Source organism: Microcystis sp. Msp_OC_L_20101000_S702, from assembly GCF_007095705.1.
Taxonomy (GTDB): Bacteria; Cyanobacteriota; Cyanobacteriia; order Cyanobacteriales; family Microcystaceae; genus Microcystis; species Microcystis ichthyoblabe_A.
Genome location: NZ_SFBO01000082.1, coordinates 56,992 through 68,786, shown reverse-complemented (window position 1 = coordinate 68,786; position 11,795 = coordinate 56,992). Strand labels below are relative to the sequence as shown.

General features: G+C 42.2%; 15 protein-coding genes and 1 pseudogene. 7 read left to right on the top strand and 9 right to left on the bottom strand.

Features of this window, described 5'->3' with window-relative positions:
* The 4 genes and pseudogenes from EWV60_RS08915 to EWV60_RS08900 form a co-directional block, all read left to right on the top strand.
* A partial coding sequence (locus EWV60_RS08915) for an immunity protein CdiI family protein (RefSeq protein WP_502705819.1) occupies positions 1 to 216 on the top strand: 216 nt, incomplete at its 5' end.
* Positions 217 to 236: 20 nt separating this feature from the next.
* A pseudogene (locus EWV60_RS08910) lies at positions 237 to 311 on the top strand (PEP-CTERM sorting domain-containing protein); the annotation flags it as partial.
* 125 nt (positions 312 to 436) lie between these two features.
* Positions 437 to 673 carry a hypothetical protein gene (locus tag EWV60_RS08905; protein ID WP_002777819.1) on the top strand — a complete coding sequence of 79 codons (237 nt, stop codon included), beginning with the start codon at positions 437 to 439 and terminating at the stop codon, positions 671 to 673.
* 2 nt (positions 674 to 675) lie between these two features.
* Complete coding sequence (locus tag EWV60_RS08900) at positions 676 to 915, top strand: hypothetical protein (protein WP_002751846.1); 240 nt, start codon at positions 676 to 678, stop codon at positions 913 to 915.
* Between the two features lie 77 nt (positions 916 to 992).
* Here the strand turns inward: EWV60_RS08900 and EWV60_RS08895 are convergent, their stop codons facing one another.
* From EWV60_RS08895 to EWV60_RS08870, 6 genes are all read right to left on the bottom strand, one after another.
* Positions 993 to 1,502 (bottom strand): PIN domain-containing protein, encoded by a 510-nt coding sequence (locus tag EWV60_RS08895; RefSeq protein ID WP_193979799.1) that lies wholly within the window; start codon positions 1,500 to 1,502, stop codon positions 993 to 995.
* Positions 1,499 to 1,744, bottom strand: a complete 246-nt coding sequence (locus tag EWV60_RS08890; RefSeq protein ID WP_002748168.1) for a UPF0175 family protein — start codon at positions 1,742 to 1,744, stop codon at positions 1,499 to 1,501. Before EWV60_RS08890 ends, EWV60_RS08895 begins: the two co-directional genes overlap by 4 nt.
* Before the next feature lie 308 nt (positions 1,745 to 2,052).
* On the bottom strand, positions 2,053 to 2,472 hold the full coding sequence (locus EWV60_RS08885) for a putative toxin-antitoxin system toxin component, PIN family (protein ID WP_193979801.1): 420 nt from the start codon (positions 2,470 to 2,472) through the stop codon (positions 2,053 to 2,055).
* Positions 2,462 to 2,668: a hypothetical protein gene (locus tag EWV60_RS08880; RefSeq protein WP_193979803.1), complete on the bottom strand. Its 207-nt coding sequence runs from the start codon at positions 2,666 to 2,668 to the stop codon at positions 2,462 to 2,464. The genes EWV60_RS08885 and EWV60_RS08880 overlap by 11 nt, the downstream gene beginning before the upstream one ends.
* Positions 2,669 to 2,969: 301 nt before the next feature.
* The gene (locus tag EWV60_RS08875) at positions 2,970 to 4,532 is read right to left on the bottom strand and encodes an iron uptake porin (protein ID WP_287231922.1); all 1,563 of its coding nucleotides are present in this window, start codon (positions 4,530 to 4,532) and stop codon (positions 2,970 to 2,972) included.
* 270 nt (positions 4,533 to 4,802) lie between these two features.
* Positions 4,803 to 5,366, bottom strand: a complete 564-nt coding sequence (locus EWV60_RS08870; protein WP_287231921.1) for a thylakoid membrane photosystem I accumulation factor — start codon at positions 5,364 to 5,366, stop codon at positions 4,803 to 4,805.
* 444 nt (positions 5,367 to 5,810) lie between these two features.
* On the opposite strand from EWV60_RS08870, the gene EWV60_RS08865 reads away from it, so the two are divergent.
* Both EWV60_RS08865 and EWV60_RS08860 read left to right on the top strand, forming a co-directional pair.
* The gene (locus EWV60_RS08865; protein WP_002763788.1) at positions 5,811 to 6,305 is read left to right on the top strand and encodes a J domain-containing protein; all 495 of its coding nucleotides are present in this window, start codon (positions 5,811 to 5,813) and stop codon (positions 6,303 to 6,305) included.
* 5 nt (positions 6,306 to 6,310) lie between these two features.
* Positions 6,311 to 6,583 (top strand): DUF3143 domain-containing protein, encoded by a 273-nt coding sequence (locus tag EWV60_RS08860; RefSeq protein ID WP_002737741.1) that lies wholly within the window; start codon positions 6,311 to 6,313, stop codon positions 6,581 to 6,583.
* 38 nt (positions 6,584 to 6,621) lie between these two features.
* On the opposite strand, the gene arsS is transcribed toward EWV60_RS08860, so the two are convergent.
* The 3 genes from arsS to EWV60_RS08845 all read right to left on the bottom strand — a co-directional run bounded on the left by arsS (position 6,622) and on the right by EWV60_RS08845 (position 10,233).
* The gene (gene arsS / locus EWV60_RS08855) at positions 6,622 to 7,599 is read right to left on the bottom strand and encodes an arsenosugar biosynthesis radical SAM (seleno)protein ArsS (protein WP_287231919.1); all 978 of its coding nucleotides are present in this window, start codon (positions 7,597 to 7,599) and stop codon (positions 6,622 to 6,624) included.
* 117 nt (positions 7,600 to 7,716) lie between these two features.
* The gene (locus EWV60_RS08850; RefSeq protein WP_002737974.1) at positions 7,717 to 9,129 is read right to left on the bottom strand and encodes an LCP family protein; all 1,413 of its coding nucleotides are present in this window, start codon (positions 9,127 to 9,129) and stop codon (positions 7,717 to 7,719) included.
* A gap of 483 nt (positions 9,130 to 9,612) precedes the next feature.
* Positions 9,613 to 10,233, bottom strand: a complete 621-nt coding sequence (locus EWV60_RS08845) for a GNAT family N-acetyltransferase (protein WP_016515820.1) — start codon at positions 10,231 to 10,233, stop codon at positions 9,613 to 9,615.
* Positions 10,234 to 10,539: 306 nt separating this feature from the next.
* Here EWV60_RS08845 and EWV60_RS08840 point away from each other — a divergent pair, with 306 nt between their 5' ends.
* Positions 10,540 to 11,781, top strand: coding sequence for an AmpG family muropeptide MFS transporter (locus EWV60_RS08840; RefSeq protein ID WP_287231915.1), 1,242 nt, complete (start codon positions 10,540 to 10,542; stop codon positions 11,779 to 11,781).
* Positions 11,782 to 11,795 lie beyond the last annotated feature (14 nt).

Sequence of the window (11,795 nt, the reverse complement as noted above, 5' to 3'; positions counted from 1 at the left end):
TACGATAAGACTTTAAATCAAGACTATCCACCTTTATCAGATTTTCCTAATCAGCAAGCTGAAATGGATTTTAAACAAGAAGGAATTAGTTTATGGAAACAGTTACGTCTTGAACTGGCACCAGATTATGAAGTTTTCTACCAAAATGAAGGTCAATTGTTCAGACATCCTAAGGAAATAACCAAAAAATCTACAGTACAAAAAATAACAGTTTGAGTATCATCACCTTCGGCTCTAGCGCAGCTTCAACCCTGAAGCGCAAACTAAAACCCTCCCAATCTACCGAAAAAGAAACCACAAAAGTCGGCTAAATGGCTTCTAAAAATACCATAAATGCCCCTTGATTCAATCTTGAGGGGGTTTTGTTTTTTTATATCTCTTTTTTGGCAATAGATGCTATAATAGAGGGCCACTCTTTAAGATTGCTTGCTTGATCGTGGACTTTGAGATTATCAGCGGTATCACGAATATCGAGATTATTGCCACAGGAACAGGAATTCGTAATCGGGAACGGTTGCAAAAACAGTATGGCAAAGGTAAATGGAGAAAATTAAAGGGCATAGCCCAAGTTCAGCTTGCCAATGGTATAGTAAGGTTAGCTGAAGTCCATTGGTATGAAGCTCATGGCATCGGCAAAAAAGAATTTAAGCTCAAGTTACCGTTTCTAGATTGACCATGAAAATAGAGTCATCTCCAACAAATAAGTTCGCAGTTTGTCTCAATAATGAAGGCTACGAAGCTTCACTAGAGGTGGGCAAAATATACCGCGTTATCCCTGATGAGACAGCAGAAATAAACAGTCTAATTCGGGTTATTGATGAAAGTGGTGAAGATTACGCTTTTTCTGTGAATCGGTTTCATGCTATTGAGTTACCAAAGCCAATAGAAGAGGCTTTATTATCAGTTGCCAACTAAAACCCTCTCAATCCACTGAAAAAGAAACCACAAAAGTAGGCTAAATTACCTCTAAAATACTATAAATACCCCTTCATTCAATCTTGAGGGGGTTTGTTTTTTCCTTCATCAACCATCTGTAAAACACTGCTGTATAAAGGCGCAGCAACCCAAAATCCTGCTTGATTGATCAAAGCGTCTAGTAGGGGTTTCACCTCAGAGATTAACCCTCGATTCTTCGCCTCAACCAAAATGCCCAGAATTCCTGTGTATCGAAGATTAAGTCTAGCAGCAATCCTACGACCACGACGCTCATCAATCAAAACTTGATCTGCTCCCAACTCAAGTGCTAAAGCAATAGCCTCAGCTTCTCCCTTATCTAGTTCATCAGCAAGAGCTTTAATCACTGTGTGGTTAGTTACCGTTCGAGTTTGAATCCAATCTAAGGTTTGGACTTCTATTGAACCTGCTACTGGAAAATTAGGCTCAGTTAATTCTCGATAAACTGCTTCAGGAATAAAAACTATTTCGTAAAGTTGTTGTAGCAGATGAAGTTGATTAATGGCGGCAAGATTGTTGATAGGGGATGTATCACTGACAACAATCACAATCTTCCCATCTCCCGCAAGTTCTTAATATCCTGTTCAAAATCTTCGACATCGTAGTGTACTGGAATTTGACGACTTGCAAGTAGGTGTTGAAAAGCAATACGATTCATTCCTGCAAATCGACTCGCTTGAGCAAGGGTGAGCTTCTCTTTTTGAAAGAGCATGACCGCAATTTCCTGCCTCATCTCAGCTTCAGTCATGCGTGTTGCACTGAGAATTTCATCGGAGATATCAATACTCATGGCTATAACCCTATCTATCCCTTCCTATTGGAATAATATCATAACCCCCTTCATTTAGTCAGTTGAGGGGGTTTATTTTTTGCGTCTCTTCCTCTTACACATTTTACACATTAAGAATCGGTTTTATGCTATTGAGTTACCAAAGCTAATAAAAGAGGCTTTATTATCAGTTGCCAACTAAAACCGTCCCAATCCACCGAAAAAGCAACCACAAAAGTCGGCTAAATTGCCTCTAAAAATACCATAAATTCCTCTTCATTCAGTCAGTTGATGGGTTTATTTTTTTGAATTCCTCCCTCAAAAAATTCTCAAGGACACCAGAAAATCACTAAAAACTCTGCTGGAGTAATAATTGGAATCCCTTGATAAGTATTGAGAATTAAAAGAGCATTATCGCCTGTTATGATGTATTGTGCCATTCCAGATACAGCTAATTCTAGGAATTTATTATCATCTAAATCGGAACAAACTCTCGTTTCATGCGATATATCAACAAATAAGCTCCTATTTCTAAGAGACGACAAGAAATCTAACCTATCATCTTTTTCTAAATATTTGTCAAATTTCTTTTTACTTATTCTCGTTGCCAATTCTTGATAAGTTGCCTCGCTCTGGAGAATAGTAAATTGACTAACTGTTATATTGATTACTTTTTTGGGTGTTCCTAGGGGATTGAGTAAAGCACTAATAAAAACATTTGTATTTATAACAACTCGATTAGGATTCATCTACTAATAGTTCTGTTAGTTTATCTTCTGTCAAACCTTTAGCTTGAGCCTTTTTGCCGACTTTATCCATAATTGAGATAAGACTTTCTGAATTTTCCTCAATCGTCAGATTAACTTCTTGTTCAGGAGAAAGACCTAACTGAGCGATTAGTGCAGGAATCTCCGATACCTTAATATTTTTGAGAACTTGTTTCATGGCTTAACTAGGTGTATCTTCAAATTTCATTGTACCCTATTTAATCACATTTAACAGTGTTCCTCAAATCGTCCTCGACCTCTTCGCCACAACTTCAACCCTGAAGCGTAAACTAAAACCCTCTAAATCCACCGAAAAAGAAACCAAAAAAGTAGGGTAAATTGTCTCTAAAAATACCATAAATGCCCCCTTAATTCAGTTAGTTTAGAGTGGGAAACGTCGGAACAGCAGCCAGCCGTCGAGAAATGATGTCAAATCCCGTCATACTTTATCTTTATTTCTGACTGGCTGCCTAGAGAAATCAGAAAGTAAAAGTTGTGCGGATAGTGCCGATAACTAAGGTGGAATTGTTGTTATTTGAGTTAGGGGAAGTAATCACGATTACCCCCGGAGTAAGGGCAATATTATCGGTGAGTTTCCACTCATAAAATCCTTCGATATGAAAGGAAGTATCGGGATCATTAGTGGCACTACCATCATTTAATCTAATACTAGAACTAGATACCCAGGGCTGCATACCAACAATAATACCAGCCGTATTTCCTTCCTTAAATAAATCAGGAAAAGCCAAAGTTACCGCCCAATTCCAGATATCTAAATCCCCGCGTTCTAGTTGTCCATCTAAGGTGCTAAGGGTGATAGCTTTTGTATAGCCACCCCAACCACCGAGGACAAAACCATCGACAATTCGCCAAGTAAATTGTAAACCCAAACTATTATTAATTGTCGGGACAGCCTCCCCGAATAGTTCTTCGGTGAAAAATCGGAAATTCGAGCGCTGACTTCCCGTCCCCGTGTCTAATTGGTTATAACCATGAAGGTAGGATAAAGCAATACCAAAATTATCGTTTGGAACATAACCCAGCTGCCCTAGGGCAGTATAGGAACCGTTAAATAAACCCGCTCCTGGGTTAGGATCGTTAGCATCCCCAGCAAGATAACCGGCGCTGAATTGCAAAGCCCCATAATTACCCTGTAAACCGAGTCCAGTTTGTCCGGGGGCAAAATAAAGGGGATTGCGGGTACCAAAAGCGGAAAGCGCCCCACTAGCACCATCTCCATCCAAAAAGTTGAGGGTATTGGTAAAGTCATCTTTAGCACCTCCCGTCGCTTCTAACCAGAGTTGGATATTTTCCGTTAGGGGGAAACTGTAGTTTAAAACTTCTAGCAATAAATCATTGCCGTCCGGTTGGGTAAAGGCTAAGGTGCTTTCAAAAGTTCCCGTGGTATCGGCTAAATCGGCAATATTTCCCGTTGCTAGACGGGTATAGAGTAAATCTTTACCTGTGAAGCTAGTATTTAATTCTAAACGGGCCCGATAACCAAAAGCTGGCACTTGGGGAATCCCTTCACCACCGTTTTTTTCTCCTGTGGCTACCCCATATAATGCCATCACCACTTCCCCGGTTAATTTAGTAGTGGTGGAAAATTGATTATTTTCCAGAAAAGCGACTCGATTTTCTAAGTTATCAACCCTAGCACCCAATGCCGCTAATTCTGTCTCGAATTCCTTGACTAATCGCTTGATTTTGTCTAGATCTTCTTTTAATACCGCTACTCCTTCTTGAATCAATTTTTCTAGGGTATTTAAGCAGGCATTCAACCCGGCGGCAAATTCCCAACGAGTTAAAGCGCGTTCACCGCGAAAAGTGCGGTCAGGATAACCTACTATACAACCATACCTCTCCACTAGACTTCTTAAGGCCTCAAACGCCCAGGCGGTGGGAGAAACATCCCGCAATTGATTGACACTTGTTACCTGTGCCATGGGGTTACTAGAGAGGTTTTCGAGACTATTAGCCAGTACCGGACTAGAAAAACCCAGTAATATCGCTGCTGTTAGGAAATTTTGCTTGATTTTCATTGCTGTCTCTCACACCTATAAGAATGATTATTGTTCTCAGTATAATTAGGTTAGCAAACTTTTTCTAGTCTGGCACTGTTGCAAATATTTTTCAAATGTTACTCCAGATAAAATCTGAATTGCCTAGCATTTATTGATTAAAATAAATCTTAAATGATAATAAAAGCAATAAGTAAATAATTTTATTGTTCCTAAAAACAAGATAGAGACGCTGCTGACAGCATCTCTAAATGATTATTTTTGGTTCAATTGAGGATAAAAAAGAGGTAACTAGCGCAATTCAGCGTTAAACTCGTTAAAAGAGCGTCTTTTTAACTCTACCGATTCTGATCGAGGCAGAAGCTCAAAAACCTTTCTTAAGACATCATCCACATCTTCATATTTAACATTGCCCAAACCATCATAAACCACTTTACCCTGTTGGTCTAAAACCACCGTTTGGGGAACCCCACCGCGATAATAGTAACCCGGTTCATCGGGACGATAGGAAGACTTTAAGGGGATAGAATCGACAGTAACGGGGATAATACTGGCGGCGCGACCGTAAAACTCTTGAAAACGGGAGACAATCGCCGCAAATCGCTTACAATCACTACTATCATCCAGATAATAGACAATAATAGCCGGAATTTTCCGTTGAAAAGTTTCCGCTAAATTTAAACGCGGTGGTACGAGGGAACCATTACCCGCATAGACCACAAAAATATTACCATCGAGGCGATCGTCATCGATCCCCGCGTAGGCGCTAGAGGTTGGCCAAGGAGACAAACTCGTCAGAGCAACAATAAGAAAGACAAGACAGATCTGAAGACGCAGCCGATAACGAGATTTCATGATCAACAGGGTTAGAATATTAAGACAATTTTTAGTTTGACATACCCCACGCCGTAAACGGACGTGGATTCTTCTAGCATCACTGCTGAGAATTTCTGGCTCAACGAGTCCACTTGAATTAGATTCCTGGCGAAATCCCACCCAGAGGTGGTTCTCTCCCCAGACTTTCGCTCCCTTACAGAAGTCTGTTTTCGTATGCCCTACGATACAGTTCAAAACCTCTAAAATAATTGGTTTCTCTGGTACTTGACGCTTAGAGCTTTTACCTATAGGAGCATTCCCCTATAGAACCCCATAACTCTAGTTTTCAAGGTGCGTTCATCCTGCGATGACTGGGTTTTTTAAGCGGTTGCTTACCCGGCCCGCTATTCTTAATATCATACATCAGATAAAGTCGCCCTAAAAGGGCGAGGCTTTAAACCCAATTTTTCGGTAAAAAATCTTGTGACCTTCGAGCGCGATAATTCCCAAACCACTTCGCGAGTCATTGCCGCTAACTCGCGCTTTGCCAATACTTATTATGCCATTCTAGGACTACATCCGAGTGCCTCGGTGATCGAAGTGCGACGAGCCTATCGGGAACTGAGCAAACGATACCACCCCGATACTACCGAACTCAGCCCCGAAGTGGCAACGGTTAAATTCCAGCGTCTTAACGAAGCTTATGCCACCCTGAGTAATCCCGATCGCCGTTCCCTGTATGATTTACAGATAGGTTACTCGCGCTGGAATGTCATCCAAACTATCCCCGATAGCGATGAACCCATAGCTAATCGTAGCGCCTATCTCGATCCTACCGATCGCCCCCTATCTTCGGGAGAGATTTTTGCTTTGTTTATCTTGGCACTCACCCTGCTCGGCTGCTTGTTACTGGCGGTGATTATTGCTATGCTTCGAGGAGAGAATGCTGTCACTGTAGCCCAATTATTTTTGATTTAGATGCGATGAAGATTCCCACTGCTGATACTCCCCTCTATAATCATCCCTTACCGGCGATCGAAGCATGGCTAGTTAAGTTAGGTTGTCGGAAAAATACCGAGAATGTCCACTGTTGGACTGTGGAAAAACTGACATGGAAAGCGGAAATCTGCCTCGATATCGAAGAAATCACCGTTCGTTACTTTCGGGCAGCCAATGATGGCAGTGACATCAATCGCGCTTTTAAATACTCCCTTAGTCGTCAAGATATCGAATCGGCGGTTTTTTCCGGTCCCTAATCAATAGTCCAACTTTTGACTATTTCCAGTACACTTGTTCAGACTGAAATCAAAGCTCCCCCACAACTGGAACCGCTGCCGGCAGTGCAACCGTAGCAATAGGAAGCGGTTTGTACCTCTGCAATTACATCTAAACTATCCGCTTGTAATAAATCCGGCAGGGTTAATTTTTTGCCTTGACTGGTGCAAGCAGCCAGAGCCTCCATCTGATTAAAATCGCAGTCATAGATATTCCCCAAATAATCAATGGAAAGCTGATGACGACACATCAAACGCTCGATAGTATCCCCATTAAAATGACTTTCAAGGAATTGAAGATAGGGTTGATAGAGTTGCCGGTGTTCCAGATGGAAACGGGTTCTTCCGACGGGTAAGTTAGTGATAGTCAACAGATTGTTAAAAGAAATATTAAAATGTTCTTGCAAGAACTTTTTGTAATCCCGTGTTAGGGATACCTGATCCGGTGTGAGAGAAAAATTCTCTGACTTAGGAATCTGGGGATTATAGACTAAATCCACAATCAAATTCGGCTCTTGAGCGTAACCAAGACGGTTCAACCATTGTAAAGCATTGATCGATCGATCATAGACTCCCAGACCGCGCATTTTATCCACATTATCGGCAAGATAACAGGGTAAAGAAGCCACCACCCGCAGCTGATGACCAGCGCAATATTCAGGAATATCAGTAAATCCTTTCTCAAAATAAATAGTTAAATTCGAGCGCACAATTACCTCTTTTCCCGCTTTTCTAGAGGTTTCCACAATTGGTTTAAAACCGTAGAGCATTTCGGGAGCGCCGCCGGTCAGATCGACGGTTTTAATTTGGGGAAATCTTGCGATCAGTTCGATAATTTGTTCGCATACTTCTGGAGTCATTTCTTCGGTGCGAACTGGACTAGCTTCCACATGACAATGGCTACAAGCAAGGTTACATCTTTTCCCTAAATTAATTTGCAGAACCGAGATTTTTTGCTTAGTTAAAGGAGTTTTTAGTTTCTCAAAAAAAGGAATCATGGGAGAGTAATCACTAATCAGTAATTAGTAAACAGAATCACTAATAAATGATAACTGATAATGGATGAGTTTTTTGTCAATGGGCAACTACTAACTCAGATAAACTTGATTTTTCTCTTAGTTGCCAGGGGATAGCTCAGAAAGATTAGCTGATTTTTCTTGCCAATCTTGACCAATTTTAATTGTCACATCAGAAGCGAGATTCCCTGTACTTTCCACCAAAACTTCCCCGACACCAAGGCTATTATGCAGGGCAGCAGCGAGGGAATTATCCCCTTTTTGAGCAATAATTTTGGTAGTTTCTAGAATTGGCGATGAAGACTTAGAGACAAAAACATTTTCATAACCCAATGAGCGCAGATATCTGACTAGAGTTTGCACCGCTTCTGGATTATCGGTGCTATCTTCCACAGCGATGCGAGTCGGTTGCGTAGTTTCTTCAGTGTCAGCCATAAAAAAGCCGTGGTTGAAATGTTGAGCCACTAGCTCTTGAATTTTACTTTGATTGGGCAACCAATAACTGATCCCTTGCCGCCCATCACCATTAAAGTCTCCTGGTAGGAGTAGCATTTGCACATCAGCTCGCTCAGTTTTGGAGGCAAAACCGGCTAGGGCGAGTAACTCCTCTAAACTGAGATTAGTATCGATACTATTGCGGATAACCTCGATAATATCAGGAATTTTCAATAAAGTTGCTGGTTTTAGGGTTTGTTCCACTAAAGACCGCATTAATTGCTGTTGTCGTTGGATACGACCGATATCGCCTTTAGCATCGTAACGAAAACGGGCAAACTGGAGGAATTTCTCGCCGTTGAGGTGTTGTTCCCCTTTTTTCAGGTCAATGTAGAGGTGTTGACTAAAATCTTGGTACTTCATGTCTTTGGGAACATATACCGTCACCCCCCCCAAAGCATCAATTAATTTTTCCACACCCTGCACATTAATGCGAACATAGCGATCGATAGCGACTCCCTCTAAAAGATGACTAACCGTTTCCGCCGTTAAAGCAGGTCCACCGAGGGCGTTAGCTTCATTGATTTTTTTCTCCCCGTAACCCTCGATATCGGTGCGGGTATCCCGGGGGATGGAAAGCATGGTTAACTTCTGTCTTTGGGGGTCAAAACGCAGTAACAGCATGGTATCGGTTAAACCCTCCAAGGAATTAACCGGGGCATGATAACCCAAATCTGGGGTTTGTGCCTCCTTGACATCGGATGTCAACACTTTCGCGCCGACTACCAGAATATTAACGGGGCGGTTGAGGGCGGGAAGTTGCAGATTTTCATAGGATATGGCCTGCTGATTGTTAAAAGCGGCGGCTTCTTGAGGACTAAGAGCAGCTTGTCGCAAAGGTGTGGAGGAGAGAGACACAGCCAACATAGCACCGGCCGTAGCGGAAACTAGGGCGCAGCCAGTTAAGCCTAGGGCTGTCAGGAACCATTTACTGGACAATCGCCGCTTTTTAACAGTTTTAGCTGCTAATTTCCCTGATTTTCTACTTTTAGCCCTTGATTTTGTCTTGTTAACCACAAATTGCCTCACACAATCACTAAATATCTCCCTAAAACCATATTTTAAAGGGATGAACTATTTTTTTTCTCAGATACCCGGAAAAGATTATTAAACTGATTGGGTTTTCTAGAGAGTTAGCAGATAATATAGCAGAATTTTTCCTTATCGTTGTTCTGCATGGCAATTTTGTCGAAATATCTAGGGTTTGCTGGTGGGGAAGTGGGGTGTGGGGAAGTGGGGTGTGGGATGTGGGGTGTGGGGTGTAGGGTGTGGGGTGTAGGGTGTGGGGTGTGGGGAAATGGGGAGAATAAATAAAAATAATCTCCTGTCTCCTGATTACTGTCTCCTGATTACTGTCTCCTGAATCCTGACTCCTGATTACTGTCTCCTGACTCCTGAATCCTGACTCCTGACTCCTGTCTCCTGATTACTGACTCCTGATTACTGTCTCCTGAATCCTGACTCCTGATTACTGTCTCCTGACTCCTGAATCCTATCTCCTCAATGGCTGATTTTTTTGTGCAGAAATAACTTTTGTGGTCGATTAAATAACCAATTGCTCAACCAACCGTCGGTTTTTTGCAGACGATAACCGCTACTTAAGTAGAGTGACTGGGCTGCTAGATTATTATCGAGAACATGGAGGGAAAGTTCCTCAAAACCCCATTCTCTAGCGATCTGTTCACACTTGAGCAGCAATCTCCGGGCCAGACCGGCACGCCGGTGATCGGGACTAACGGCTAAATTAGAGATATAAGGAATGGGAACAGCTAAAAAAGCACTGGATTTTAAGGCAATTTCCGCCGTAGCGACAATAATTTCCTCAGGACCCGTGGCAGTGACGCTGGTTTGACTGACTACCAGACAGTGGTAGTAAGGGGTATCGGCGCGCAATCGTCCCCGTAAGTCCTCGTAAATGCCTAATTTAAAGACGGGACGCAGAAAAGACCAATAATTGGCCGTGGGGAAAAAACTATCGGTGAGAATCTCCGCCAAACTTTTGAGATCTTGGCCTTGGGCCAAACGCACCTCGACGGTAATGGCGGCAGTGTCACCGATCGCTTCCGAGTCGGAGGGATGAGACAATAGGTATGAGATAAAACAGGAGTCCACTTTAATCACAGGAGTCGGGAGGGAAGATGGGGATGGCGGTCCTTATCTAGGAAGGGTAAATAGGGGTGGGATTTAGTTGGGGGAATCAAGCATCTATCTTAGGGAGAAGACCGCTATTTTTCAAGACTACTGAATCAAAATCTCATCTATTCTACTGCCTATAGCCTCGGCTGGGGGAAAGACCGCTATTTTTCGGGAATTTTTTTTGATCGCCGGGCCATGGTTAAGATGGAATGATGCCGGTCAGAACTAATTTCTTTCTTTTTGGGTCAATTAACTATATTCTTTAATCTAATCTATCCTCCTACCCCCTCTATGATCAAAGAAATTTCCGCTTATTTGCAAGTGTTCCGCAGTCAAAAAATGGCGGCTTTGTTATTCTTAGGTTTTGCTTCTGGATTACCCTTATTGCTCACCAGTCGCACCCTGCAAGCTTGGATGACCACCGAAGGAGTTGATCTGAAATCGATCGGTTTATTTAGTTTAGTCGCTCTCCCCTACTCTCTTAAATTTCTTTGGTCTCCCTTACTCGATCGCTATCTTCCCCCGCTGCTTGGTCGTCGTCGCGGTTGGATTTTAATCGCTCAAATTTGTCTAACTTTAGCGATTGGTTTCATGGCTTTTCAACAACCAAAACAATCTTTGGAATTATTGGCAATTAATGCTTTACTGATTGCTTTTTTTAGTGCCACTCAAGATATTGCCTACGATGCCTATCGCACAGATATTTTAGAAAAATGGGAGATGGGTGCTGGGGTGGCGATCGGGGTTTTAGGTTATCGTTTGGCTTTAATTTTAACTGGTTCGATCGCTTTAATTTTAGCCGATCACTTTCCCTGGCCCCTTGTCTATCTTTTCCTAGCTGGATTGATGGCTTTAACGATTATTTGGTCTTTTTTCGCCCCAGCTACTCCCCCTAGAGATGATACTCCCCAAACTCTTTTAGAGGCGGTTTGGTTGCCTTTCCAAGAGTTTTTTCAACGCTATCAATTAGGTCAAGGAATCGGCATTCTCGCCTTTATTGTTCTCTATCGTTTAGGGGATGCTTTAGTTAATAATATGGTGACTCCTTTTCTTTTAAAAACTGGTTTCAGTCAAACCGCTATCGGGGCGATCCAAGGCGGTATGGGCATGATAGCAACTATGGTGGGAGTTTTATTAGGTGGTTCCCTGTTAAGTCGTTGGGGAATTAATCGATCGCTCTGGATTTTTGGCGGCTTGCAAGCTATTAGTAATTTAGCCTATTTTATTTTAGCAAATTTAGGGCAAAATTATCCTTTTATGGTCTTAGCTATTAATATTGAAAACTTCTGCAGCGGTCTAGGTACTGCCGCTTTTGTGGCTTTTTTAATGAGTCTTTGTAATGCTCGTTTTACTGCTACTCAGTACGCCCTCTTATCGAGTTTAATGGCTTTTAGTCGCGATATTTTAGTCGCTCCCGCCGGAGTTCTAGCAGCGGCGATCGGTTGGCAGTGGTTCTTTTTAATCACAGTAATTGCCGCTTTACCCGGGTTAGCTTTATTGCCTTTATTTGCTCCATGGCAAGAGCCGAATTAGGCTAATTTACTTAG

Excerpts from the sequence above, each read along its gene's own strand:
- EWV60_RS08880 (WP_193979803.1), bottom strand. The coding sequence starts at position 2,668 with ATGAAACAAGTTCTCAAAAATATTAAGGTATCGGAGATTCCTGCACTA.
- EWV60_RS08890 (WP_002748168.1), bottom strand. The coding sequence starts at position 1,744 with ATGAGTATTGATATCTCCGATGAAATTCTCAGTGCAACACGCATGACT.
- EWV60_RS08900 (WP_002751846.1), top strand. The coding sequence starts at position 676 with ATGAAAATAGAGTCATCTCCAACAAATAAGTTCGCAGTTTGTCTCAAT.
- EWV60_RS08860 (WP_002737741.1), top strand. The coding sequence starts at position 6,311 with ATGAAGATTCCCACTGCTGATACTCCCCTCTATAATCATCCCTTACCG.
- EWV60_RS08870 (WP_287231921.1), bottom strand. The coding sequence starts at position 5,366 with ATGAAATCTCGTTATCGGCTGCGTCTTCAGATCTGTCTTGTCTTTCTT.
- EWV60_RS08885 (WP_193979801.1), bottom strand. The coding sequence starts at position 2,472 with ATGAATCCTAATCGAGTTGTTATAAATACAAATGTTTTTATTAGTGCT.
- arsS (WP_287231919.1), bottom strand. The coding sequence starts at position 7,599 with ATGATTCCTTTTTTTGAGAAACTAAAAACTCCTTTAACTAAGCAAAAA.
- EWV60_RS08875 (WP_287231922.1), bottom strand. The coding sequence starts at position 4,532 with ATGAAAATCAAGCAAAATTTCCTAACAGCAGCGATATTACTGGGTTTT.
- EWV60_RS08840 (WP_287231915.1), top strand. The coding sequence starts at position 10,540 with ATGATCAAAGAAATTTCCGCTTATTTGCAAGTGTTCCGCAGTCAAAAA.